This window comes from Niabella aurantiaca DSM 17617 (genome assembly GCF_000374125.1).
Lineage (GTDB): Bacteria > Bacteroidota > Bacteroidia > Chitinophagales > Chitinophagaceae > Niabella > Niabella aurantiaca.
On record NZ_KB893645.1, the window covers coordinates 309,268 to 335,325 of the forward strand.

Here is a 26,058-nt window from a genome sequence, read left to right on the forward strand (position 1 = left end):
ATCTATTTTGTGCTCCGCTTTTTATTTTATAAAATGCAGTTTCCCTAAATCATCTTCACGCTTCTTTCTACAAAGGAAGTAAGATCGGCTCCGGTGAGCATTCCCTGCGCCAGGAGTGCCAGGTCAAAAGCCTGCCTTGCCAGGGCCTGCCTTGCATCAGCGTTGGTCTCTGCCAGGATCCTTGTGGCCAGCGGATGGTTGGCATTAATGGCCACTTTATACTTGTCGGGCATAGCCCCGTAAAAGTTCATGCCGCCACCGCCCATGGCTGCCATATCCTTCATGCGGCGCATAAATTCATCCATGGTCACTGTTACCGGCATGGCCTCCGCAGAAAGGGTTTCCACGCTTACGTCCATGCCCGGTTTGGTAATGGCTTTTTCAAAGACCTCTTTGATCTCTTTGCTCTGGTCTTCAGACAGGTTGCTGGTGATCTCCTCGCCTTTGTCGATCAGCTTTTCCAGCACATCGGCATCCACCCGTTTGATCTGGGTCTTTTCAAGGTCCCTTTCAAGATGACTGATAAAGTGATTGTCCAACGGACTGTCCATCAGCAGTACGTCGTATCCCTTTTTATTTGCAGCCTGTATATAGCCGTCCTGCTTTTCCGCATTCGGGGTATATAGATACACCAGGTTATCGTCCTTGTCCTTTTGTGCGGGGGTTACCGTGTCTTTATATTCATTGAGTGTATAAAGTCCTTTTTGGGTATTGCCCAGCAGTACAAAATCTTTGGCACGTTCCCAGAATTTAGGTTCGCTGATGGCGCCGTATTTTACAAACACGCCGATATCGTTCCATTTTTCTTCGTAGCTTTTACGATCGTTCTTAAACAGCTCCGCCAGCTTATCGGCCACTTTTTTGGTGATGTAGGTATTGATCTTTTTTACATTGCCATCGGACTGCAGAAAGGAGCGGGATACATTCAGCGGGATATCCGGTGAATCGATCACCCCGTGCAAGAGCATCAGGAATTCAGGAACAATATCCTTCACCTCGTCTGTAATGAATACCTGGCGGCTGTACAGCTTGATCTTATTGCGCTGTAGCTCGATGTCATTTTTGATCTTGGGGAAATACAATACACCGGTCAGGTTGAACGGGTAGTCCACATTCAGGTGGATCCAGAACAAAGGATCCTCGCTCATGGGGTACAGCTCCCTGTAAAAATTCAGGTAGTCCTCGTCTTTTAATTCACTGGGTGGTTTCGTCCAGATAGGTACACCGGTATTGATGATATTGGGTACCTCGACGTTTTTGTATTTCGGTTTTCCTTCCTCGTCTTCACCATCGGGCTCACTTTCTGTTCTGGTGCCGAACTGAACCGGCACGGGAAGGAATTTCGCATATTTATTTAAAATATTTTCAATGCGGTGATCTTCCAGGAACTCCTGGTTTTCATCATTGATATAAAGGATCACATCGGTACCCCGGGTTGTGCGGCTGCCCTCACTGATCTCAAATTCGGTGCTGCCATCGCAGGACCATTTTGCGGGCTCGGCTCCGGGTTGAAAGCTCAGGGTCTGGATCTCCACCCGGTCAGCCACCATAAATGCCGAATAGAAACCCAATCCGAACCGGCCGATGATCTCGGAGGCATCTTTTGCTTCTTTGAACTTTTCCATGAACTCTTCAGCCCCGGAAAAAGCTATCTGGTTGATGTATTTTTTGATCTCTTCCGCGGTCATTCCGATCCCGTTGTCTGAGATCGTGATGGTTTTTGCCTCTTTATCCAGAGTTACTTCCACCAGCGGTGTGCCGATCTCACCGTTGAACTGACCCAGTGATGCCAGGCGCTTTGCTTTTTGAATGGCGTCTACGGCATTGGAAACCAGTTCGCGCAGAAAGATCTCATGGTCAGAATAGAGGAATTTCTTAATAATGGGGAAAATGTTCTCCGTATGAATGGAAATGGAGCCTTTTTCTTGTATCATAGTTTGTAGAAATTTTTACCTTCTACATCAAATGCGATACCACGGAGGTATTAAGGTCATTTTGTCAGGTTAGAGCAGGTTTCAGGTTTAGAAGGATCCTTTTCACTGGCCGCTGGCGGGTTGAATGTGGTTGATGTGACTGAGTATTGTTGAAAGGTTGATGTGCTGGCATTCAAATGATGGCTGATCACTGGCCACCGAGGGCCCTGGGCCGGCCGCGGCAGACAGGATGTTAGCGGAATTTTGCAGATATGCAAACAATTTACTGCCCCCGGTCGCTGAAAGCTGTTATTTTGTTCCAGGTTGGATCCGGTTTCATACTCGCATATCTGTTGCCCATTGCCATCACCGGTCCCTTAGTCACTGATTGGATGAAAACTGATAACTGTATTTTGCTCCGGAAGAACGACCATGGAATGATAGCGGGTCCTTCATTTCCATATCTTCAAATTCCTCAATTCCCATATTAACTTTACCTTATTTATTGAAGTGCCCCTCGGCAGTGAGGAGCAAAAACGATTATTTTGCAACATGAACGTCGTTTATCGCCTCATTACAACGGTCTTGCTGGCCACAGCGGTGATTCCCGGTTTTTCGCAACCCGGACCTGCGCATAACAGGATCTTACTCCCCAATGGCTGGTCGCTGACCCCGGCCGGAACCCAGCTGCCCCTGGGAGATCTTCCGCTGAACCTGGTGATCAGCAATAACCGGCGCCTGGCAGCGGTTACCAATAATGGCCAGAGCACGCAGACGATCGACCTGGTGGACCTTGTAGCAAAGAAAAGATTGGACAGCATCGTGATCGCCAGATCCTGGTACGGGCTGGCTTTTAGCAGCAACGACCGCTACCTCTATGCCTCCGGCGGGCACGATAATGTGGTGAAACGGTATGCGATACAAAAGAACCGGCTGGCCTTAAAAGATTCGTTTGTACTGGGTGAGAAATGGCCCGACCGCATCGGCACCGCCGGTTTGGATGTGGATGATAAAACCAGCAACCAGCTGTATGTGGTTACCCGGGAAGACAGCAGTCTGTATGTGTTTGACTTGGCCACCAAAAAAATAAAGAGCAAAACAAGCCTGGGATCGGAAGCGTATACCTGCAAGCTTTCTCCCGACCGGAAGCGGTTGTACATAAGCGTTTGGGGCGGGCGTAAACTGCTGGTATGGGATGTTGCCGCGGCAAAGATCACGGCCGCCATCGCCACCGGCGACCATCCCAATGAGATCTGTATCAGTAAAAACGGCCAGCTGCTTTATGTGGCCAATGCCAATGATAACTCCGTATCGGTGATCCATACGGGAACCAACAAGGTGATCGAAACCCTGAATGCGGCTCTTTATCCCAATGCGCCCAGCGGCTCAACCAGCAATGGTGTGGCGCTTTCAGCGGATGAAAAGACCCTTTATGTGGCCAATGCTGATAACAATTGCCTGGCTGTATTTGATGTATCCGTCCCTTCAAAATCCGTCTCCAGGGGATTTATCCCCGTAGGCTGGTATCCTACCAATGTGAAAGTGGTCGGAAAGCAGGTGCTGGTTACCAATGGCAAGGGCATGTCTTCAATGGCCAACCCTTATGGTCCCAACCCGGTAAATAAAAAAGAAGTAGTGCTGCGGCATGCAGGCGACAGCAGCCGCCCGGCAAAAGTACAATACATCGCGGGGTTGTTTCATGGTACACTGAGCTTTATCAGCGCCCCCACGCCGCAGCAGCTGGCCGCCTATTCACGGGCGGTTTATCAGAATACACCTTATTCAAAGGATAAAGAACTGCAGGTTCAGGGAGAAAAAGGGAACCCGGTGCCCATGCAGGTAGGAGCGCCTTCCCCCATCAAGTATGTATTTTACGTGATCAAGGAGAACCGCACCTATGACCAGGTGCTGGGTGATATCCGGCGAGGGAACGGCGACAGCGGCTTGTGCCTGTTTGGTGAAAGGATCACGCCGAACCAGCACAAAATTGTAAAGGACTTTGTGTTGCTTGATAATTTTTATGTAGATGCGGAAGTGAGTGCCGACGGGCATAACTGGAGCATGGGAGCCTATGCTACCGACTACCTGGAAAAGACCTGGCCATCGAGCTACGGCAGCCGCGGGGGTACTTATGGCGGGGAAGGAGAACGTAAGATCGCCAACAACCGCGATGGCTTTATCTGGGATCATGCAGCCCGGCACAAGGTATCTTTCCGTACATACGGTGAATTTGTGGATAATGGTAAAGGGAAGCTGGATGTGCTCAACGGCCGTTTTGCCCCGGGATATACCGGTTATGACCTGAGCGTTGCCGACACAACCCGCTTCCGGCAATGGAAACATGATTTTGATTCGCTGCTGGCCGCGGATGCGCTGCCGCAGTTAACGACCATCCGCTTTGGAAACGATCATACGGAAGGAATGCGGGCCGGCCGCAAAACGCCCTTTGCGCATGTGGCAGACAATGACCTGGCCGTGGGAATGTTTGTGGATTACATCAGCAAAAGTCCCATCTGGAAAGAGTGCGCCATCTTTATCCTGGAAGACGATGCGCAAAACGGGCCGGATCATGTGGATGCGCACCGCAGTACTGCTTACGTGATCAGTCCGTATGTAAAGCGGCGGTCGGTAGACCATACGATGTATTCGACCACCGGTATGCTGCGCACCATCGAGCTGATCCTGGGAATGCCACCCATGACACAATATGATGCCGCTGCAACGCCCATGTGGCGCTGCTTTACAGCTGCCCCCGATCTTACTGCATTTGATCATCTTCCGGCGAATGTAAACCTGTCTGAACGCAATCCTTCCAAAGGAAAGCTGGCCGCATGGAGCGAGCAATTTGACTGGTCGAAAGAAGATGCGGTTCCCGACCTGGTATTTAACGATATCCTCTGGATGGGCATTAAGGGTACTCCGGCACCTTCCCCGGTGCGGGCTGCTTTCCTGAAATTCCCCGAGAAGAAAAAAGGGGATGACGATGATGATTAAGAATGCCTGGTCCCCTGCGGGAGACCTGCTAAGAAATTTTGCAGGTATATAAAACGGTTCATCGCTCGCGGGTTAGCGCTATCACCTGAAAACCGTTATTTTGTTCCAGGTTCAATGTACCACATTAGATCCGGTTTCATACGCATATGTCTATTGACCATTGACTTTGCCATTTACCGGGCTCCCAGTCGCTGATCGGATAAGTTGAAAACTGACAGCTGTATGTTGTCCCGGAGGAACGACCATGGAAGGATAGCGGATCCCTGATTTCCACATCTTCAGATTTTCAAATTCCTGTTTCCCCTGCATGCGGAGGCTAAGCAGTCAGCCGTCCTTTTGTTTTCTTCAGAAACCGCAGGGATAAAAACAATGCGGAAACCGTAAGGCCTACGATCAGCCCCAGCCAGATGCCTACACCGCCCAGGTCGAAATGAAAGGCCAGCAGGCAGCCCACGGGAATGCCCAATACCCAATAGGCAATGGCTATAAAAATGGTAGGAACGTTTACATCCTTGATGCCCCGTAACAAACCCGCACTGATGGCCTGGATGGAATCAGAGATCTGGAAAATGGCCGCCAGCAATAAGAAGGTAGCGGCGAGCGACAGTACTTCTGTGTTGTTATTAAACAGGTGCGGCAGCTGGTTGCGCAGCAAAATGAACAGCAGGCAGCAGAAGGAGCCATAAATGAGCGCGAGCATAATGGTGCTTTTACCAATAACGGAGATGCGCTTCATATCCTTTGCTCCGAAGGCCGTGCTGACGCGGATGGAGCCGGCCTGTGAAAGCCCCATCGATATCATAAAAGTGAAGGAGGCGCAGCTCAGCGCGATCTGGTGTGCAGCCTGGGTAGTGGCATGGATGGTCCCCATCAATATCCCCGAAACTGCGAAGGCGCCGGCTTCCATGCCGATCTGCAGACTGCTGGGGATCCCGATCTTCAACAGCTGCCGGAAAGTGGTGCGGCTCAGTTTCCACTGGTTCCTTGCTACTGCTATATATGGCCGGAATACCCGGTGCTTCAGTACCACAACGGCCAGCGCAGCGAAGATGGCGGTACGGGTGATCAGCGTGGCATAACCCGCACCGATCAGGCCAAACTCCGGAAGGCCCCAGTGCCCGTAAATGAATACCCAGTTCAAAAAGGCATTGATGGGGATGGCTGCCAGGGACAATACCATGGCCGTTTTGGTGTACTGAAGGCCGTCTGCAAATTGTTTCAGCGTCATAAAGAGGATCATGGGAATGATAGAGATCCCCATAACCCGCATCAACGGGGCGGCAAAAGCCACTACTTCCGGATCCTGGTCAAGATGGTAGAGGATCTCTGTTCCGCCAATCAATGCTGCGGCAATGACGAAGGCCGCAATGGTGCAAAGAATGAAGCCGTTGTAAAGATAGTGGGAGATCAGCTGCCGGTCGTACTTCCCATGCGCCAGTGATACCATTTGTGCCACCGAAATCGTAACCCCGATGCCCAATACAAAGGGAATGTTGATGACGTTGAGTACCAATGCTGCAGCTGCGAGCTCTTTATAACCCAGCGCTCCGATCATGGCGGTGTCTACAAGGTGTAAGGAGATCTGCGCAATTTCGCCAAGGATAATGGGAAATGCGAGCAGTAATGTATTTCTGGCCTCTTTCTTGTAATTCATAGACGGGCAAAATTAGCATTCATAAATGAGTGACAGCATAATTTTTTATATTTTCGGAGAACCGGAATTGAGTATTCGGCGTTACGGATCTGGCATCGCTTATCTCGAATCTCAAATCTCAACGTTTCAATAAAATGAAAGATGAATAATGAAATAAGATCTGCAGATGCGGTGAAAGCCGTGCAGTTGAAGAAACACAAAGCGTTGGCTACCGGCCTTTTTTTGTTGATGACGCTGGTATTCCTGGGTTGTGTGTACCTGCTGAAAACGCGGACGGATACCTGGATCGGGTATGTGAAGGCCTTTGCGGAGGCAGCAATGGTGGGCGCGCTGGCCGACTGGTTTGCCGTAACGGCGTTGTTCCATCACCCGATGGGATTGCCCATTCCGCATACGAACCTGATCGAGAACAGCAAGAAAAGCATCGGGGACAACCTGGGGAATTTTGTGGTATCCAATTTTTTGAATGCAAAGACCCTGCGTCCCTATATCGACCGGCTTGAGCTGAGCGCGGTTGCAGCCACATGGCTGATGAAGCCGCAAAATGTGCAGCTGCTGGTTGCCGAGGCATCCCGGTTGCTGAAGCGGATGGTGGAAACTTCCGATGCCCCGATGATCACCGGGTTTATTGCCCGGAAGGCGGGCGAGCTGCTGGATGGAGTGCGGTTGAATGAGGTGGTGGCGAACGGGCTGGGGCTGATCGTGGAACGGGGCGACCATGAGCGGGTGCTGAATTTTGTGCTGGAAAAAGTACGGAACTATGTGATCGAAAACGAAGCGCTGGTGAAGCAACGGGTAAAGGAGCAGAGTCATTTCCTGATCCCGGGGTTCGTAAATAATTATATCGCAGCCAAACTCACCAGCGGCATCGCTGCATATTTACAGGAGATCGGAAAAGATCCGCAGCACCGGATCCGCAAGGATTTTAATAAACAATTGCTGGCTTTTACTGAAACCTTAAAAACAAGCCCGGAATGGCAGCGCGACCTGGAGTCGCTGAAGAACGACCTGCTGACCCGACAAAAGCTGGAACAGTATGCTGGGGATATCTGGAAGCGGTTACAGGCACAGGTGCTCCAGGATCTTTCATCGGAGGATTCGGCATTGCGCCGGTACTTTAAAAGATCGGTTGAAGAGCTTGCTGTTCAGCTGCAGCAGGATGCGGAGATGCGTGCGAAGATCGACAACTGGATCCGTTATAACGCGTACTATTATATCCTGCGCAATACGAAGCAGGCCGGCGCATTGATCAGCAATACGGTAGGTAACTGGGAAGGGAAGGAGCTGAGCAACAAGCTGGAGCTGGAGGTGGGAAAGGACCTTCAGTTCATCCGCATCAATGGTACCCTGGTGGGCGGCATCGTGGGGTTATTGATCTACACCCTAAGCCGGCTCTTATAGACGACAGCTGATGGTGAACTGCTTTTGTAAAAGAAGCCCCCTGCGAATAACTCACCCCTGCTTAAAGCGTATGTTCCCGGGATAATCAGCGGAAAGCATCCCTGTAATGCTCCATACTTAACAATCGAAAATTTTTTCGTTCTGAAAGCGATCGCAGGAGTACCCGGTTCATTTTTGTCATGGGAAAGCTGCAGCACTGCGCCTTTATTTTGCTTTTTGGATCCGTTTTAACAGGAAGAAGTGCTGATGCCCGGGTAGTACAACATGGGAACACGCGTTGTATTTCGTCAGTTATGAGTGCTTCCTGAGGTGATAGGCCTTGGCTTTGGTAAAAGCCCGCAACCCGGAGTGGGAGAGCGTGGTGCCAAAGCCCGAATGCTTACGGCCGCTCCAGGGCAGGGCGGCACTCACCCGGTCGCAGCAGTTCCAGTACCCCGTTCCCGCATTCACCTGCTGCAGGATGCTTTCGGCTCTGGCCTGGCCGCTGCTGTACACAGACGCAGTAAGACCATATTCGGTATCCTTCATTTGCGCGATCGCTTCTGCATCGTTTTTTACCTTCATGATCCCGATAACCGGTCCGAAGGATTCTTCTTTCATGACCAGCATACCGGCATTGACATCCGTAAGCACCGTGGGTTGAAAGTAGTACCCCTTACCATCGACCCTGTTGCCGCCGGTGCGGATTTGTGCCCCTTTCCGCACGGCATCGGCGATCTGGTTTTCGAGTACGCCGATCTGCTCCTTGCGGGTAAGCGGGCCAAAATAAATACCTTCTTCTGTTGGCGCGCCTGTTTTCCAGGAGCGTACTTCATTTACAAATGCCTCTATATAGGCGTCGTATTTGTTTTCATGTACATAGATCCGCTCCACCGAGCAGCAGCTTTGGCCGTTGTTGTAGAAGGCGCCGTCTGCAGTGGCTGCGGCTACAGCGATGATATCCGTAACATCGTCTGCCACATACAGGGGGTCCTTGCCTCCCAGTTCGCACTGGCAGGGCACCATCTTTGCCGCCACTTTATTGTAAATGAAATGGCCGGTTTTGTAGCTGCCGGTAAAGAAATAACCGTCAAAGGGCATTTCTAAAAGTGCGGCGCCTACATTGCCCGTGCCGATGGCGGTTAAGAACAGGTGGGCATCCAGCCCGGCTTCTTTCCACAACCGCTCTATTTGCAACCCCGTAAGGGAGGCGTATTCCGAAGGTTTGTACAGTACGGCATTGCCTGCCAGCAGGGCGGGTACAAATACATTTACCCCCACCAGGTAGGGGTAATTCCAGGCAGAGATATTTGCGATCACGCCCAGGGGCTCATAGGCTATGCGCTCTTCAAGATCCGGCGTTTCGCCCATGATCTCATCCGCCAGGTATTTTGCCGCATTTCCTGCAAGCCAGCTGATCCGCCCGATGGCGCCGCTGACCTCGTTTGCCGATTGAGTAACCGGTTTTCCCACTTCACTGGTCAGTATCTGTGCCAGCTGTGTTTTGTTTGTTTCCAGCAGTTCGCTGAATCTTTTTACCACCGTGATCCGTTCTTCAAGGGGGCGGGCCTGCCAGGCCGGCTGGGCGGCCTTCAGCTGCTGCCATTTCTCCTGCAGGGTTGCTGCAATATCTTCTGTAAGCGTGGCGATCCGCTCTTCGGTGGCGGGATTGATTACATCCATGTATTATTTGCTTTGTACGGCTTCCAAAAATTTTTCCCGTATGCTTTTTGAAGGAGCGGTTTGCTCCAATCCGAAATGGTGCATCCGCTCGGGGTGCCACTGCACACACAGCAGGAACGGGTGGCCGGTTGCCTGGCTGCGTTCAATTGCTTCAGCAACGCCATCCGGGGCAGTAGCGGTGATCTGCAGTCCATCGCCGATATTGCCGATGGCCTGGTGGTGCGCGCTGTTCACGGCGCATTGCCCGCTGCCGATGGCCTGGTGCAGGATGCTGTCCGGCTTAATATGGATGCCGTGCACCTTATCCAGGTTATTGGCCACCCTGTGCACTTCATTTTTTTCGCCGAGGTCCTGTACCAGCGTACCGCCATAAATGCAATTGATCAGCTGCATGCCCCGGCAAATGCCCAGCACCGGGAGGCCCTTTTCCTGCGCCTGCCGGAAAACCGCGGTTTCAAACGCATCCCGCTCTTCGTTAAACCGGTCGGGGGCGTTGGGATATCCGGCTTTTCCGGAATAATATTCCGGTGCAATATCGATACCGCCGGAAAGTACGATACCGTCGCAATCCGTCATCGCATCCAGGTTGCCGGTTTCCGCAGAAAGCGTGATCACTTCGATGGCATCCGGACCCTTGATCCACCGGGTATAATGGGCCTGTTTGGGTTCCGAGCCGGTATATGTTAATCCGATCTTCATGTGTTTACAATGCTTCTGAGTAGAGCTGTTTAAAATTTTCCCTGGAAACGGGTTTGGGGTTATTGGGATGTGCAAAATCTGCGATGGCAAGATCGGCCAGTGTTTCCACATGCGCTTCCTTAACACCGATCGCCGACAGGCGGTGGGGGATGTTAATGGCGGTATTCAGCTCAAACAAATGATCTACCACGCCGGCGCCATCTGTTCCTGCCAGGTTCAGCGCGCCGGCAATTTTTTTAAACTTCTGTTCCTGTCCTTCTATATTGAACCGCATGCCATAGGGCAGGTTTACAGCATTGGCCAGGCCATGGTGGGTATCCAGCAGGGATGATAGTGGGTGCGCCAGCGAGTGTACCACACCCAATCCCTTCTGAAAAGCTACGGCGCCCATCAGGGAGGCGATGAGCATTTTGCTCCTGGATTCCAGGTCCGGGTTGTTGACCGCGATTGCAATGGATTCGCCGATCAGCGAAATACCCTGCAGGGCAATGCCGTCGCACATGGGATGCTCCATATTAACGAGGTAGGCTTCCAGGTTATGTGTGAGCGCATCCATACCCGTTGCTGCAGTAATGGCGGGTGGAATGTCCATCGTCAGCAGGGGATCGGCAAAGACCATTTTTGCCAGCAGTTTGGGCGAGAACAGGATCTTCTTTTGATGGGTTTCGTCGTCGGCAATGATGGCGCTGCGTCCTACCTCGCTGCCGGTACCCGCGGTGGTAGGAATGGTGATAAAATGCGGTACTTCATTGGTCACATACACGTCGCCACCTATAAGATCATCGTATTTAAACAGGTCTTCGCGGTGATGTACCCGCAGCACGATGGCCCGGGCCACATCCAGCGCTGCACCGCCTCCGATGCCAATGACGGCGTCCCGACCAGTGGCATCGTACAGATCTGTTCCTTTGTATACATCCGATTTTACGGGGTTCTTATGAATGTCGTGAAAAACCTCCACCGAAGCGCCCCCCGCCCGGAGGGTTGCCACGATCTTTTTAAAAAAATCCAGCTGTGCGATCACAGGGTCTGTTACGACCAGCGCACGGGCCAGGACATTCTTTTTTAAATAGTCGCCCAGCTCCTTGCTGGATCCGGCACCAAACCGGATCGTGGTGGGGAAATTGTATTGATAGATTTTGTCAAATGCCATATGGTAAAATTAATTATAAAATCAGTTGTATGACGGTTAAAAAGGATGGGTGAATGGGCAAGGTTTTCCGCATGCTATTTTTTTTATTTTATATAGCAAAAAAAGGAAGACGATGACCGTCACGTTTATCGTCTCCCTGAATTTATTTCAGGGTCTTTTCCTGCCTTGGGATTTGTGCGAATAATGGTTGGATGCTGCAACGAGTTGCATGACGGACGCATAATTATTTTTCAACATAGAACGTAATCTGTCGTTGGCAGCGTAGCCGAAAGGCGTGTGTAATATTAAAATTCCAGATAACCGGGCTGCTCCCGGCGTCTTTCGCTGCCTGGAAATGCCCCCAGCGGCTGAAATGGATCTCAATGCCTTTATAGTGTTAATGGCCACCGCCCAATTTCTGAAACATGTTCCGCTTTTCTTTTGTAATCAACCTCTTTAAATGATCTCAAAATACCGTTTCATTTCCCAGTCGGTCACCGTTTTTAAATGTTGTTTCCATTCCCACTCACGGGTGGCAACGAAGTGGCCGGTGAATGCTTCTCCAAACAGTTCCCGGGCGGCAGCGGATGCTTTCATCGCTGCGGTAGCCTGCTCCAGGGTACGGGGCAACGTGCCATGCGATTCATCGGTATAGCCATTACCGGTTACGGCATCCTGAAGTTCCAGTTTGTGCCGGATCCCGTAAAGACCGGATGCAATGGCACCCGCCATGGCCAGGTAGGGATTGGCATCGGCGCCCACAACCCTTGTTTCCAGCCGGCAGGCGCTCTCATTTTGCTGCAGCACCCGAAGGGCTACAGTGCGGTTGTCGATGCCCCAGGTGATGGTGGTAGGAGCCCAGGCGCCTTCTACCAGCCGTTTATAGCTGTTGACGGTAGGGGCAAACATGGGCAGGATCTGCGGCAGGCAATGCAGCTGCCCGGCTATATAGTGCCGGAGGGTATTGCTGATCTGTTGTTTGTCTTTTCCGTTGTAAAACACATTCTTTTTGCCTGTTTTATCCCGCAGGCTTTGATGGATATGTCCTCCACAGCCGGGAAGGCTTTCATGGATCTTGGCCATGAAGGTAGCCATAATGCCCTGCTGATACGCGATCTCCTTTACCGCGGTTTTAAAAAGTACGGCGCGGTCTGCAGCAGTAAGCAGGTCGGAGTATTCGATAGCGGCTTCGTAGGTGCCGGGTCCTGTTTCGGTATGAATGCCCTCGATGGGAACATCAAAGTCACGCAGCTGGTCAAACAGTGCGGTAAAGAACCGGTTGTTCAGGGAGCTCCGCAGGATCGAGTAGCCGAACATTCCCGGCGTCAGCGGCGTCAGTTGCTGAAAACCTTTGTCTGCAACGGTCTGCGGCGTTTCTGCAAAATTGTACCATTCAAACTCCTGGGCCGCATAGGGCGTAAATCCCTGCTGCACCGCATCCCGGAGCACTTTTTTCAGCAGCTGCCGGGGACATACGCAGGCCGGTGCGCCTTTGCTGTCGATGATCTCTCCCAGAAAAAAAGGAAGCCCGTTCTCCCAGGGGATCCTGCGGAACGTGCCGAGATCGATCCGGGCAGGCGCATCGGGGTAGCCGGTATGCCAGCCGGTATAGCTGCAATTGGTGTAGGACGCATCGCCGGAATCCCAGCCAAAGATCACATCACAAAAGGATGTTCCTTTTTCTGCAATGCCCAGGAATTTTTTTGCTGCAATGTATTTTCCCCGGAGAATGCCGTCTATATCCACATAGGCGATCTTTACCTTTCCGGATTCGTGGTCCTTAACGTACTGTAAGATTTCTTTTGTAGTCATAGCGCTTTCTTATAGAAGAGACTGAACAGGAGATAACAAATGAGCAGCAGCCCCAGGTACACCAACCCGAGTTTAAAATTGTAAATGATCACGGCAATGAAAGAGACGCCGGCCAGGATCAGTGCGATAAAGGGGAACAAAGGATAAAACGGTACTTTGAAGGGGCGTTCCAGCGAAGGCTCTTTCCGGCGGAGCCGGATCACCGCGATCATGGAAATAATGTACAGCGTAAGCGCGCCAAAGACGGAGAGGATGATGATCTCGCCGGTTTTGCCGGTAAGCAGTGCAATGATGCCCACCACCATATTGGCTACCAGGGCATTGGCCGGGGTCTGAAACCGGCGGTTCACTTTACCCAGCCATTGCGGGGCAAAACGGGCCCTGCCAAACTCAAATGAAGAACGGCCTGCCGCCAGGATGATGCCGTGAAAAGAAGCCACCAGCCCGAATAGTCCAACGGTGATCAGCATATGGTAAAGGAACGCATTGTTGGTAACAATATGCGACAGTGCCAGCGGAAGCGGAGAGTCGGAAGTGCTGCCCTCCTTCGTGTACACCACGGCTTCCCAGCCGGCAACACCCACGGAGCTGATAAAGGTAAAAGCGCACAGCACAACGAGCGTGAGGATGGCCGAACCAAATCCTTTTAAAATGGTCCTTTGCGGGTTTTTGGTTTCTTCGGCCACATTGGCGATGCCCTCGATGCCCAGGAAAAACCAGATGGCAAAAGGAATGCTGGGGAAGATGCCGGCCCATCCTGCGGGCAGCGCATTTCTTTTGAGATGGTCCGCGTCAAAATGCGGCAGCGTAATGCCGGCAAACAGCAGCAGCTCGGCCACGGCCATAATGGTGATCACCAGCTCAAAAGTGGCGGCCGCTTTTACACCGGAAATGTTCAGCGCCGTAAAAATAATGTACACGGCAATGGCAATGGACAGCACCGGAAGCTGGGGAAAGAACAGATTAAAATAAGCACCGATGGCAAAGGCGATCGCGGGTGGCGCAAAGATGAATTCAATATTTTGTGCCATGCCGGCAAAAAAGGCGAGGTCCTTTCCCAGGGTACGGTCGGCATAGTCAAAAGCTCCGCCGGCTTTGGGAATGGCACAGGCAAGCTCGGTGTAGCTGAACGTAAAGGCAACATACATGAACGCGATGAACAGGGTGGCGATCCCCATGCCCAGGGTGCCGCCTTTTTCAAGACCCAGGTTCCATCCGAAATACATTCCCGAAATAACATAACCCACTCCGAGCCCCCACAGCATCGTGGAGTTGAGCGTTCTTTTTAACCCGTGCGCCTGATTGGTCATATGCTTGCAGAATAGGTGATAAATTGATCGTTAGTTCATAAAGATATTGATAATATGAGTTGTTCGATTTCCGGGAATAACTTTTTTTTGTCCGGGCAGACACCGGTAAAGGCGTAGAAGTTTCCGGGCATACGAGCACGAAAAGAATTTGCAGATGCAGTGAATTTGATATACCTTGGCTTGCTTTGATTATTAAGCTTTAAAGAAAGAATGCAGATGGGATCGGGAGGAAAATATACAGAAGTCGTCTTTTTACATACTACGGAAGCCATCTCAGAATTGCTGATCGCAGGGCTTGCCGACAGGGCAGACGGTTTTGAAGAGGGCGATCATCTTTTAAAAGCGTTCTTTAGCAATACGGGCATCACCACAGCAGAACTGGACGCCATTACCGTTCCCTTGAATGTCGGGTATAAAATGGAGGAGCTGGAACCGCAGAACTGGAATGCCTTATGGGAATCCAATTTTGATCCGGTGGTTGTTGATGGTTTTGTGGCGGTGCGGGCATCGTTCCACCAGCCATTTGAAAATGTGGAGCAGGAAATTGTGATCAATCCTAAAATGAGCTTTGGTACCGGGCATCATGCTACCACCTGGCTGATGATGCAGCAGATGCGGGATATCTCTTTTGCCGGCAAACGCGTTTTTGATTTTGGCACCGGCACCGGCATCCTGGCGATACTGGCCTGTAAACAGGGAGCTGCCGCAGTTCTCGCCACAGATATCGATGAATGGAGCATTGAGAACGCCCGGGAGAATTTTGAGATCAACCATTGCCCCGGCATCCGTTTGCAACAATCGGGAAGCGCCGGGCAGGAGGAAATTTTTGATGTGATCCTGGCCAACATCAACAGGAATGTACTGATGGAAACCCTGCCGCAGCTGAAGGCGCAGCTGGCACCCGGCGGCGTGCTGCTCCTGAGCGGATTATTGCTGGCCGATGAAGCCGGTATTGTGAACAGGGCGGTGGAATGTGCGCTGATCCCTGATGGCAGGTTCTTGAAAGATAATTGGTTATGCCTGCGGTTTCTTGTGTAAAAGCGCGCCTGCTGCGTTAAGGATTTATTAAATGACGGTTGGTTTTTTATTGCTATTTTTGTACTTCATTTAGTTGGGATATACATGAATTATGTACTACTCTTTTTACTGGCATATTGTCTAGGCAGCATTCCTACCGCTGTATGGGTAAGCAAAGGTTTTTTTGGAATTGATATACGGGATTATGGCAGCGGCAACGCCGGTGCCACCAACACTTTCAGGGTATTGGGCCCCAGATGGGGATCGTTTGTGATGATCTGCGACTCACTGAAAGGATTTCTTGCTGTAAAGCTGGCATTGTTCCTTCCGGAATATGCCAATAATGATATTGCATTTCTAAATATCCAGCTCATATTCGGGATCGCCGCCGTGCTGGGGCATATATTTCCGGTATGGGCCAATTTCAGGGGGGGCAAGGGCGTTGCTACCCTGTTTGGCCTGGTGATCGGCATTAGCCCCTGGACGGCGCTGGCCTGCTCGGGTATCTTTATACTGGTATTGTACCTGACACGTTTTGTTTCGCTGAGTTCTATATTGGCCAGCCTCGCCTTTCCCGTTTTTATACTGATTATCTTTAATGTAGACAATCATTTTTACAGGGTTTTTGCCGTTGCAGTAGCCCTGCTGGTGATCCTGACCCATCAAAAGAACATCGGCCGTATCCTTAAGGGTGCGGAAAACAAGGTGCCTATTTTTAAGAACAGGGACCGGCGCAAACAGCGCAACCGGTAGCCGGCAGCAGTCGGCCTTCAGCGTCAGCAGCAATCGGACAGGAAATCAGCGGCCGGGTTGATAACTTAAATCCTAAGGGCATCATCAAACTTCAAAAGCTAAAAATCGAAACCAAATTTCAGGACATTGACAGCCAATAGCCAGCAACTAATGATTAATAGCTGATAACTGGTAGCTAACAGCTGATTACTTTTCGACTTTGGTATAAAGATTGTTTATAAGCAAATTAAAATCCATTACTATGATCAAGAACTTATTCTTTATGCTGGTTGTAGCTGCTGTGGGGGCGGGTTGCTCTACCAATGCCATTACAGGCCGCAGCCAGATGAAATTATTACCGGAAGCTGAACTGCAGCAGATGGCGGTGTCCGAGTACCAGACCTTTCTTTCATCCAATAAGGTGGTTGCCAGCTCTAATAACCGGGATGCGGAAATGGTGAACCGGGTAGGCCAGCGGATCATTAATGCGGTAAATACCTTTTACAAACAAAATAATTTAAGCGGAGACCTGAGCGGATATAAATGGGAAACAAGACTGGTACAAAGCAATGAAGCCAATGCCTGGTGCATGCCGGGAGGAAAAATTGTGGTATATACCGGGTTGTTGCCCATCACACAGAACGAGGCCGCGCTGGCCAACGTAATGGGGCATGAGGTAAGCCACGCGCTGTTTGGGCATACCAATGAACGGATGAGTCAGACCATTGCCGCTCAATATGGTACCAATATCCTGGATGCTTTTATGGCCAATAAAACATCCAATGGTATGCGGCAGGTATTTGGTACGGCCGTTGGTCTCGGATCCCAGGTAGGCATACTGGCTTTTTCGCGCAAGCAGGAGCTGGAGGCGGACCATTATGGAATGATCTGGGCTGCCATGGCCGGGTATAACCCGGAAGAAGCGATCGGGCTGTGGCAGCGGATGCAGGCCCAGGCGCAGGGAAGCCGGCCGCCGGAGTTTCTGAGCACGCACCCCGGTCCGGAAAGAAGGATTGAGCAATTGCGGAAATTTATGCCGGAAGCAATGAAATATTACCGTCCCGTAGGAAAATAAAGTATATATAATATTAATGTGTAAGGCCCTTACCTGGTTGCAGGTAGGGGCTTTTATATTAAAAGCTTGTCCCCAATGCTAATTTTTCGTACTTTTGCACTTTAATTGATGAAGCTTGTTTGCTAATTGAGTATTTAAGTCAGATTTTTTTAATAAACCCCTTCAAGTTCTTATGACTCAAACAGTGTTCGAAAAATTGCAGTACGCAGAAGAAAAAAATCTCTTAATTCAAGGACTTCCCTCATCCATCGAAAAACAATTCAGTAAATTATCATTCGCAAAAAACATGACCCCTTTGTTAAAATCAAGAAAGCTTGATTTTGCACTGGTATTTGCTGTGAATGAAAATCAGCTGAATGGCATTTTGAATGAGGTGATGCCTTCATTGAAAGATAATACGAAGTTTTGGGTGGCGCATCCGAAATCTACTTCTAAGATCGTAACCGATTTGAACAGGGATCGCAGCTGGTGCCGGCTTACCGACCAGGGCTACTCCGGGATGGATAGTGTGGAGCTGGATCATGTGTGGACCGCTACCCGGTTTGAAAAATGTTGTGAAACAGAGCGCGACAGCAGCGCGCACACAAAAGGGAAAAGAAGGGCCGAGCTGGTTTAAGATCTGCCTGACGGCAGGGTTGAAACGGAGCCCCGTTCTGTACACGCAGAACGGGGCTTTTTGTTGTGCCTGACAGCATACAGCAGGTACGCTGACGGCTATCAGGACTGCGGTTCAAAGCGCACCGTATCTTACCGCCGGATGCGATTCCTTTTCGACGTATATAAAACATGGTATTCCGGCGCTGCTCCGCCGGCAGAGGAACCGGAAGGAGCCGAGACCTCCGGGACCGGTATATTTTAAAATACTAAAGGGCAGCCTGTGAAGGGGCGGTAATTCTTTACAAGCCCATTCGTTGCGTGGATACCGGGCATTGTAAAGCGGTTGGTGGTTTACCGGTTAATCAGGAGTGGCCAGCACCAATGTCCAATAGGCTCCGGAGCGGGCGGCACCGATCTCGGTCGCGCTGCGGCTCATTATGTTCCGGCAATGTGCCGGACTCTGGAGCCAGGTTTGCACTACTTCCCGGATGCTTTGCGGCCCCATGGCAATGTTTTCAGCCACATAACGCCAGCGGTAACCGGAGGCCGATACTCTCTTTTCGGGCGAAGCCCCGTTGCGCCCGGTATGCGAAAGCCGGCCCGTCCGCAACATATAGCTGCTGTGGGCGGCCGCAGTGTTTTCCAGCTTATCGTTCCAGCTCAGTGCCGGTACGGCTGCATACTTCCTTCCGCCACAATTGCACCCTTTTGCCCTTACTGCATTGATCTGTTTCAGAAATTCCCGGCTGCTGAAAGCGCCATCACCGGTACGCTGCGCTGTTTGGGAAGCGGAGCAGGCCACCAGGAAGCAGATAAGCGCGGCGGGAAGGAAACGGAATGTGTGAAGAAAGATACGGATCATAAAGCCCTGTTTTATTTTGATGTGCAGCTGGCAAGGATCGTATTGGCCGGAGCGCATTATCAATGGATAAGATATAGTTACCGGTCAAACTTTATGCCACAGAATACAATTTCGAATGTGAAAATGTGGAAATGTGCGAATGTGGAATGAGCGCCTGGTGCCTGGAGAAAGCGATCTGACTGGAACGTCATAGTGGGCCGGTATTAAAATGTATATCATCCCAAATGGTTGCGGAGATACAATTTACGGTCTGCGCCTCGTTCAGTATCCGCACCATCGCCGTCAACTTGTGGTCCGAGTCCGCCCGATGACCCGGCCGGACAGGCTTGCTGTGCTCTGTTCCTTGTGCTCCTTCTGTACCGCGAACGGAAGTTTGCAGTTGCCGGCCAGCCTCGTTTATTTCATCATGAAACGGATGGTTCCGGGAATCCAATAGGGGCCTGCTATCAAAAGAGCAGACCTTTTTAGTCCAAAGGCTTATGGCCATACGATTGCGATCGGGACGGCATGACAAAGTAAAAACTTCTGATACGGCCCCAATGCGCTATTGGTTGCCGCTGTTTTGCCGGTGCTGGCTCCTGTAGATGAGCCGGTTTCCTTTGGCAAGGAGTTTTAACGTCTGCCTTTTTAATGAAATATGGATCTGTTTATGCTCCGTGGCATTCTGAACGTTTTTGTAGGCGGTCATAATGTTCTTATAGTTGATGGTTCCTACCACTTCCTGTTTGTTATCCACTACCGGAAGCAGGTCCATATCAAACTGAAGCATGATCTCCACGGCAGTTTTCAGCGGATCATTGGTACGCACCCATGCAGATTTCCGTTTGATGAGGGAGCCGATATATTTTTCCTGGTCGTGGTGCTCGCTGCGCAGGCTGGAGGAGCTCACCACCCCCTTCAGGGTATTGTCCGTTCCCGTAACAATAAAGTAGTTGGCATGGTCGTCCTGATGCTGATCGAGCCATTTTTTAACATCCGCGATCGGGTTTTCGTCGCTGATCAGCAAGGCTTCGTTGCTCATGACTTCTTTTACCTGGTAGTGTTCCAGTACATCGGGGGTATAGGTAACAGGCGTTTTTACACCACGGCGCGCGATCTTTTCGGTCATGATGGTATGCTCCATCAGGTAAAGCGAAATGAAATAAGCAATGGAACAGGCCGCCAGCAGCGCCAGTAACGCATTCACCTGCCCGGTGGTTTCCAACGCAAAGAGGATCGAAGTCAGCAGCGCCCGGGAGGCGCCCGCAAACATGGCCGACATGCCGATGAGTGCAGAAAGGGAAACGGAGATGTCGAGCTGGGGAAAGAAATGTTGTAAAGCAAGGCCGGTAAGGGCCCCTGCGGCTCCGCCGATCGTGAGCAGCGGTGCAAGGGTACCGCCGGATGTTCCGCTCGATAAGGCAATGGCCCAGGAAAGGAATTTGAACAGGAAAAGCAGGCCGATCACCTTCAGCGATAAGCTTCCGGAAAGCACATCGGTAATATTGTTATAACCTACTCCTAACGTATTGGGGTGAAAGTAACCGATAATGCCTACAGCCAGACCACCGATCGCCGGCCACCACATCCAGTGGATGGGAAGGTGCTCAAAAAGCTCTTCCAGCCAGTAAACGATCTTTGTAACGGCTACCGAAAGCAGGCCGATCAGTATCCCTTCAACGCTATAGAGGAACAATGCCGTGTTTGAGGGGGTGCCGATCACATGATCTATTGCAAAGACGGGCGCGCTGCTGAATAAAAAATGATGACCCGCAGCACCGGTGATGCAGGCAAGGGCAACCGGGAAAATGGCAGCGGCTGAAAATTCGAACAGCAGCAGCTCGATGGCCAGGAAGATGGCTGCGATGGGGCATCCGAATATGGCAGACATGCCCGCCGTGGCGCCGGCTGCCAGCAGCACTTTCCGCTCCTGGTGGGAGATCTTCAGCAGCTGTCCGAGTGTGGATCCCAGCGCTCCGCCGGTAGCAATGATGGGGCCCTCTGCTCCAAATGGCCCCCCCGTGCCGATGGCGATGGCGGAGGACAGGGGCTTCAGGTAGGTGATGGTGGGTTTTATTTTGCTGTTGTTGGTAAGGATCTGCTCCATTGCTTCGGGAATGCCGTGGCCTCTGATGGCCCGGGAGCCATACAGCGCCATAAGCCCCACAATAAGCCCACCGATCACCGGCACAATGATGACAAGAGGACCCAGATGATGCTCCTGGGGTGTAGCGTGCGCCAGCGAAAAACTGCCAAAAAAGGAGATGTTGGTCACCAGGTTGATCAGGCTGATCAACAGTTTGGCAACCACGCTGATGAGCATGCCGATACCCACTGCCAGCAGGGAAATAAATACCAGCCGGTTTTTTCTTGTTGACGGCCGGTGCTCCATGTGTTCAGATGCCAGTGTAGATTGCAGGGAGGTCGAAATTGGAATGCTCATATTGTATCTATATAAAAAGAGGCTGCAAAATTATGACATAAATCATAATTTTAAGCAAAAAAGATCAAAAAATACCGGCAGTGCGCGGGAATACGGCCGCGGTCCGGGAGAAAGTGTTGTGAGACAACCCGGTATATTCTTGATGGTATTTTTTTATTTTTGAGCACAGAATGAACGAAAAACAGCTGCCGCATTCCGGCAATAATATTCTTTACCGCCATTGCATAGCGGAATGGCGAACGGTGATCGACATCAACAGGGAACTGCTTGTTGTAAAAAAAGGGCAGGCCGTTTTTTCAGAGAATGATACTGTAAAAGGGGTGTTTTTTATCAATGCAGGGAAAATAAAGATCCATCAGCGCTGGGAGAGGGAGAAGGAGCTGATCATCCGTTTTGCAAAAAGCGGGGATATGCTTGGGTACCGGGGGCTGGGAAAGGAAAAAGTGTACCCCGTATCGGCCACGGCACTGGAGGACACCGTACTGATGTACATCGGCATCCGTTTTTTTGAAGCCACCTTGCAGGTAAATCCCCGGCTTACCTATGTGCTGATGGACTTTTATGCAAACGAGCTGGAGGCAACGGAAAAACGCGTGCGCAATATGGCGCATATGGAGGTGAAAGGAAGGATCGCCGAAGCCCTCCTGATGCTGAAAGAGAGCTTCGGCATTAACGAGCAGGGGTTCATTGATATCAGGCTTACCCGGCAGGATATTGCTTCTTATGTAGGAACCACTTACGAAACGATCTCCCGGATGACCAGCGAGCTGGAAGCGGAAAAGCTGATAAAAACAAGCGGGAAAAATATTGCCCTTCTGAATGAAAGGAAACTGGAGAAGCTGGTCCGGTCAAAAACGGAATAGCAGCAACACTTTCACGGCCTCCGGGCACCAGACTGTTTTAATAAAGGAATTGGTTTTTAAAAGTGTGATTTATATCATACTTTTGCAAAATGGAAACAAAAAATTACAACAGTCACATTTATAGACCGCTGATGGCAGGTTTGTTTGCGGGCTATATTGCCACCGTATTTAATCTTATTTATGACGTGCTGTTCCGGCAGTCCACCACATTCCCGCTGCATGAGCTGGTGAATGTATCAACCATTATTTTTGCTACCCTCTTTGCGCTTCCGCTGGCAGGGATCGTGTTTGCGGCAATTGACCGGTGCTTTAAAAAAGGCGACCGGATCTACATCGTACTCTCTGCTTTATTTACCGCGCTTTGTATTTATGGTACCTTACAGGTGCAGCGGTCGCCCGACCCTGCTGTCACCACCCAGTTTCAACATCTTCTGCTGGGCATTGTGGTCATTTCCGGCGTATTTGCTACCATCGCCGTTCCCTGGCTGGTAAAGCATCAGGATATTTATATGTAGTGGCTGTGTTGAGCAGGATTGAGGATTTAGAGTTGAGAATTGAGCTTTCAGCGATCAGCCATCAGGTTTGGAGGAAACTGCCGCGTCCGCTGCTCCTTTGCATCGCTGCGGAAAATGGGGATCTTGTTTGGTCACCGGAACCGAAGATGAATGATCTTGTTAGCCTTCCGTCTTTAACTACCAGCAATCAGCCAGGCGCTGCGTTCCTTTGCATCTTTGCGGGAAACCGGCTCGCTCATTTGAAACAATGAATACGGATCAGTAATGCGCAAAGTCTGCTTCGTATTTCCCTTTGATCCGCTCCATGGGTGGGTTGTAATACCCGTATTTTAAATTGGGGAATTCTTCCCGGATCAGCTCCATCAGCTGTTTTACGCCCATGAACTCGCCGGTTTCGCTTACCCCGATCTTTCCGAGGTACCAGTCGGGGTCGATGTTAAAATTGCGCCACTGGATCATTTTGAGGTCCGTTTCGCGGATCAGTTTCCGCAGGGCTTCGTATTCTGCAACGCTGTCCGTCATTCCCGGAAATACAAAATAGTTGATGGAGGTCCAGCCACCAAAACCGTTCACTACTTTCAGGCTCTCCACAATGTCTTCGAACTGGTAATTATTGGGGCGGTAGTAGGGCATGTAGACCTCGCTGCGGGCGCTGTTGGTACTTACCCGGATGGAGGTCAGCCCCGCTTCGCAGAGACGCTTCACGGCATCCGGCTTCGATCCGTTGGTGTTGATATTGATGCTGCCCTTTGAGGTATGCTTGCGGATTTCGATGATCGCTTTCTCCAGCGTTTCCCACATCAGCAGGGGCTCACCCTCGCAGCCCTGTCCGAAGCTGATCAGCGGGTAAGGCGCGGTTTCCAGGTGCGGCACGGTAAATTCCACGATCTCTTCGACCGTAGGCTTGAACTGCAGGCGGTCCTGGGTAGAAACAATGGTCTCTTCGTCCGGCTGCAGGGAGATACATCCCACGCAATTGGCGTTGCACGCAGGCGAGGCGGGCACGGGGCATTCCCAGCGGCCGATAAAATAATTTCTTGCGGCGGGGCAATGATAGGTCAGCGCGCAGTTATGCGCAAGGTGGTTTACCAGGCGGTTATGCGGATAGGCCCTGGTAAGATGTTCCACTCCCGTTGTTACCTTGTCGGCATCAAAGCCGGCACACTCCTGCCGGATGTCCTGTTCTATGCGCACCGCGGGCACGTAAAACCGGTTGTGCTGCCACGCAACGGCGGTATAGCAAAACAGCGGAAGGGTGGGGGCTCCGGGCCGGGTTTCATAGGCGGCGATATAAAAACCCGTGTGCGCAGGCGGAATAAAAGCCGCTACTGCCCAGCCTTTTTCGCATAGCCGCAGTTCGCCGGTGTGAACGTCGATCCCGATCCCTGTGCGTTGGGGCAATTCGTAAAGTGAGCCCCCTTCCGGCAATTCGATCCATTCCTCCACAGGTACGGGCAGGGCGTCCCATCCGCTGCGGCCCACCGCATACAGGCTGGTATCTTCAAAAATATTCCCGTTGCCATCAGAGTATAACAGGTAAGGCGATGTTTCTAATTCCCGATTTTTCATTTCTGATCTGATACTGGATTTCTGTTGTATAATCCTGGATACAGCGTATACAACAATTAATATTCAATAGCCGGCGCTCTCACATTTTCAAATCTTCAAATTTTCAACGCTCCATCTGCTTCCTGCAAAAGTCGTTAAATTCTGCTTCATCCACCTCCTGATCGGCATCTTTTACCAAATGCTGGTATATTTTATTGTTCCGGAGGTCAATGGTCAGGATATCGTCCTTGAGCACCAGGTTGCTGATTTCGTCCCAGGCGATCTTTTTTACAGGGTAGGAGGGGTACCGGATCTCCTGTGTGGAAACCGTGATCACCAGCTTCCGGCGTGCTATCAGGTAGAGGAACCACAGCGCTACATTAATGACGAATCCCCAGCCCAGCGCATATTGATACCAGCGGAACCCGAGGATCAGCAGGATGATGCCCAGCGATTGCAGGGTGTTCTTTTTTCTTAAGCGGTAAATATCCCAGAGGATCAGCAATACGAAGAGTGCAGCACATACCAGGATGCTGATCTTCAGATTGGGGCTGTTGCGCCGGTAATCCATCAGCAGTTGTCCCAGCAGGTTCAGGAAAATAATGCCATAGGCAAAAACCTGGTAGATAAGCCTGCGTGTGTTGGGAATGACAAAGTGATACTCCGGGCCTGTTTCTGCGGATGTTACAGCCGGTTTGTTATGTGGTTCCTGATGATTCAATAATGCCTGATTTTGATCCCGCAGAAAATGCGCCGGATCTATTGATTGCTTCCCGCAAGAATGTTGCACAGCTTATACAGTGCACGTGCGCCTACATTGGCGTTCCAGTCGGTTTCGCCGGTGCCTACTTCCACCAGGTCAAACCCGATCAGCTGCCGGCCGCTCTCCACAATTTTTTTGAAGAGGTAAAACATGCGGTCCAGTTCAAATCCGCCGGGAACCGGCGTACCGGTATCGGGGCATAGCTTAGGATCCAGTCCGTCGATATCGAAACTGATATGGACCTTTTGCGGCAGCTTGCTGATGATCTCATCGGCGATGTTTTTGAACGTATCGCCTTCAAATTGCCGTTCTTTGATCTCCTGGTCAAAATAGGTGATCACCCGGTAGTTGCTGTTCCGGATGTATTCCCATTCATCCTGTCCCAGGTCCCTGACGCCTACCTGCACAATATTTTTGATCTGCGGGATCTCGTTCAATGCATTGTACATAATGCTGGCATGGGAATACACAAATCCTTCGTAGGCTTTGCGCAGATCGCAATGCGCATCCACCTGCAGGATCCCGAATTCACCGTGTTTTTCTGCCAGTGCTTTCAATAAGCCCAGCGGCGTACTGTGATCGCCTCCCAGCAGCCCAACCAGCTTGTTGTTGTCCAGAAGGTTCCTGGCCTGGTCATATACCCAGTTATTGAGGTAGGTTCCGCCTTCGTTCACTTCTTTGATCGTGCGGCACATGAACTGGTTCTTACCCAGTTCTTCACCTTTGGAGATATAGTCAATGTACAGTTCTGCCTCCTTGCGCAAAAAATCGCTCTTCAACAACACATTCCTGTCTGTGGGCAACAGGTAATATCCTCTTTTCCAGGCGTCGGGGAAATCCGGGTCATACAGGTCCACCTGCATGCTGGCCTTTAAGATGGTTTCGGGGGCTCTTGCCGTCCCGGCTCCATAACTTACGGTTACTTCCCAGGGAACGTTGATGATGATCAGATCGGCATTTTCTTCAGTACTGGGTAGCCCAAAGATGTTGTTATTAGGGTTGGCAACACAGTTCTGATCAAAATTTGTTAAGTCCAGCATTGTTGTCTCCTTTTTTTGGAAGGCGCAAAGGTATGTGCTTTTTACGG

20 protein-coding genes are annotated in these 26,058 nt (G+C 50.9%); 8 read left to right on the top strand and 12 right to left on the bottom strand.

Features of this window, described 5'->3' with window-relative positions:
* Positions 1 to 44: 44 nt before the first annotated feature.
* The gene (gene htpG / locus B160_RS0122555; protein ID WP_018630217.1) at positions 45 to 1,934 is read right to left on the bottom strand and encodes a molecular chaperone HtpG; all 1,890 of its coding nucleotides are present in this window, start codon (positions 1,932 to 1,934) and stop codon (positions 45 to 47) included.
* Between the two features lie 531 nt (positions 1,935 to 2,465).
* On the opposite strand from htpG, the gene B160_RS0122560 reads away from it, so the two are divergent.
* The gene (locus B160_RS0122560) at positions 2,466 to 4,907 is read left to right on the top strand and encodes a bifunctional YncE family protein/alkaline phosphatase family protein (RefSeq protein WP_018630218.1); all 2,442 of its coding nucleotides are present in this window, start codon (positions 2,466 to 2,468) and stop codon (positions 4,905 to 4,907) included.
* A 316-nt stretch (positions 4,908 to 5,223) separates the two neighbouring features.
* Here B160_RS0122560 and B160_RS0122570 read toward each other — a convergent pair whose 3' ends face one another.
* Entirely contained in the window at positions 5,224 to 6,561 is a 1,338-nt protein-coding gene (locus B160_RS0122570) for an MATE family efflux transporter (RefSeq protein WP_018630220.1), read from the bottom strand.
* Positions 6,562 to 6,702: 141 nt separating this feature from the next.
* On the opposite strand from B160_RS0122570, the gene B160_RS0122575 reads away from it, so the two are divergent.
* Positions 6,703 to 7,962, top strand: coding sequence for a DUF445 domain-containing protein (locus tag B160_RS0122575; RefSeq protein ID WP_018630221.1), 1,260 nt, complete (start codon positions 6,703 to 6,705; stop codon positions 7,960 to 7,962).
* Between the two features lie 291 nt (positions 7,963 to 8,253).
* On the opposite strand, the gene B160_RS0122580 is transcribed toward B160_RS0122575, so the two are convergent.
* The 5 genes from B160_RS0122580 to eat form a co-directional block, all read right to left on the bottom strand.
* Positions 8,254 to 9,624, bottom strand: a complete 1,371-nt coding sequence (locus B160_RS0122580) for an aldehyde dehydrogenase family protein (protein WP_018630222.1) — start codon at positions 9,622 to 9,624, stop codon at positions 8,254 to 8,256.
* 3 nt (positions 9,625 to 9,627) lie between these two features.
* The gene (locus B160_RS29930) at positions 9,628 to 10,323 is read right to left on the bottom strand and encodes a gamma-glutamyl-gamma-aminobutyrate hydrolase family protein (RefSeq protein WP_018630223.1); all 696 of its coding nucleotides are present in this window, start codon (positions 10,321 to 10,323) and stop codon (positions 9,628 to 9,630) included.
* Between the two features lie 4 nt (positions 10,324 to 10,327).
* Entirely contained in the window at positions 10,328 to 11,476 is a 1,149-nt protein-coding gene (locus B160_RS0122590) for an iron-containing alcohol dehydrogenase (protein WP_018630224.1), read from the bottom strand.
* Positions 11,477 to 11,911: 435 nt separating this feature from the next.
* Positions 11,912 to 13,267, bottom strand: a complete 1,356-nt coding sequence (locus B160_RS0122595; protein WP_018630225.1) for a glutamine synthetase family protein — start codon at positions 13,265 to 13,267, stop codon at positions 11,912 to 11,914.
* Entirely contained in the window at positions 13,264 to 14,577 is a 1,314-nt protein-coding gene (eat, locus tag B160_RS0122600) for an ethanolamine permease (RefSeq protein ID WP_040680297.1), read from the bottom strand. The genes B160_RS0122595 and eat overlap by 4 nt, the downstream gene beginning before the upstream one ends.
* Before the next feature lie 210 nt (positions 14,578 to 14,787).
* On the opposite strand from eat, the gene prmA reads away from it, so the two are divergent.
* From prmA to B160_RS0122620, 4 genes are all read left to right on the top strand, one after another.
* A complete protein-coding gene (prmA, locus tag B160_RS0122605) occupies positions 14,788 to 15,615 on the top strand; it encodes a 50S ribosomal protein L11 methyltransferase (protein WP_018630227.1) in 828 nt (275 codons plus the stop codon).
* Between the two features lie 84 nt (positions 15,616 to 15,699).
* On the top strand, positions 15,700 to 16,347 hold the full coding sequence (plsY, locus tag B160_RS0122610; protein ID WP_018630228.1) for a glycerol-3-phosphate 1-O-acyltransferase PlsY: 648 nt from the start codon (positions 15,700 to 15,702) through the stop codon (positions 16,345 to 16,347).
* Between the two features lie 241 nt (positions 16,348 to 16,588).
* Positions 16,589 to 17,401 (top strand): M48 family metallopeptidase, encoded by an 813-nt coding sequence (locus tag B160_RS0122615; RefSeq protein WP_018630229.1) that lies wholly within the window; start codon positions 16,589 to 16,591, stop codon positions 17,399 to 17,401.
* A 286-nt stretch (positions 17,402 to 17,687) separates the two neighbouring features.
* Positions 17,688 to 18,017 carry a hypothetical protein gene (locus tag B160_RS0122620; RefSeq protein WP_157558181.1) on the top strand — a complete coding sequence of 110 codons (330 nt, stop codon included), beginning with the start codon at positions 17,688 to 17,690 and terminating at the stop codon, positions 18,015 to 18,017.
* 339 nt (positions 18,018 to 18,356) lie between these two features.
* Here B160_RS0122620 and B160_RS0122630 read toward each other — a convergent pair whose 3' ends face one another.
* On the bottom strand, positions 18,357 to 18,860 hold the full coding sequence (locus tag B160_RS0122630) for a CAP domain-containing protein (RefSeq protein ID WP_018630232.1): 504 nt from the start codon (positions 18,858 to 18,860) through the stop codon (positions 18,357 to 18,359).
* A 544-nt stretch (positions 18,861 to 19,404) separates the two neighbouring features.
* Entirely contained in the window at positions 19,405 to 21,282 is a 1,878-nt protein-coding gene (locus B160_RS0122645; RefSeq protein ID WP_071597065.1) for a chloride channel protein, read from the bottom strand.
* A 170-nt stretch (positions 21,283 to 21,452) separates the two neighbouring features.
* On the opposite strand from B160_RS0122645, the gene B160_RS0122655 reads away from it, so the two are divergent.
* Both B160_RS0122655 and B160_RS0122660 read left to right on the top strand, forming a co-directional pair.
* Positions 21,453 to 22,145: a Crp/Fnr family transcriptional regulator gene (locus tag B160_RS0122655; protein WP_018630237.1), complete on the top strand. Its 693-nt coding sequence runs from the start codon at positions 21,453 to 21,455 to the stop codon at positions 22,143 to 22,145.
* An 89-nt stretch (positions 22,146 to 22,234) separates the two neighbouring features.
* Positions 22,235 to 22,660 carry a DUF6069 family protein gene (locus B160_RS0122660; protein ID WP_018630238.1) on the top strand — a complete coding sequence of 142 codons (426 nt, stop codon included), beginning with the start codon at positions 22,235 to 22,237 and terminating at the stop codon, positions 22,658 to 22,660.
* Positions 22,661 to 22,918: 258 nt separating this feature from the next.
* On the opposite strand, the gene B160_RS0122665 is transcribed toward B160_RS0122660, so the two are convergent.
* The 3 genes from B160_RS0122665 to B160_RS0122675 all read right to left on the bottom strand — a co-directional run bounded on the left by B160_RS0122665 (position 22,919) and on the right by B160_RS0122675 (position 26,011).
* Positions 22,919 to 24,229, bottom strand: coding sequence for a radical SAM family protein (locus B160_RS0122665; protein WP_018630239.1), 1,311 nt, complete (start codon positions 24,227 to 24,229; stop codon positions 22,919 to 22,921).
* A 103-nt stretch (positions 24,230 to 24,332) separates the two neighbouring features.
* On the bottom strand, positions 24,333 to 24,929 hold the full coding sequence (locus B160_RS0122670) for a hypothetical protein (protein WP_018630240.1): 597 nt from the start codon (positions 24,927 to 24,929) through the stop codon (positions 24,333 to 24,335).
* 38 nt (positions 24,930 to 24,967) lie between these two features.
* The gene (locus B160_RS0122675; protein WP_018630241.1) at positions 24,968 to 26,011 is read right to left on the bottom strand and encodes an agmatinase family protein; all 1,044 of its coding nucleotides are present in this window, start codon (positions 26,009 to 26,011) and stop codon (positions 24,968 to 24,970) included.
* Positions 26,012 to 26,058 lie beyond the last annotated feature (47 nt).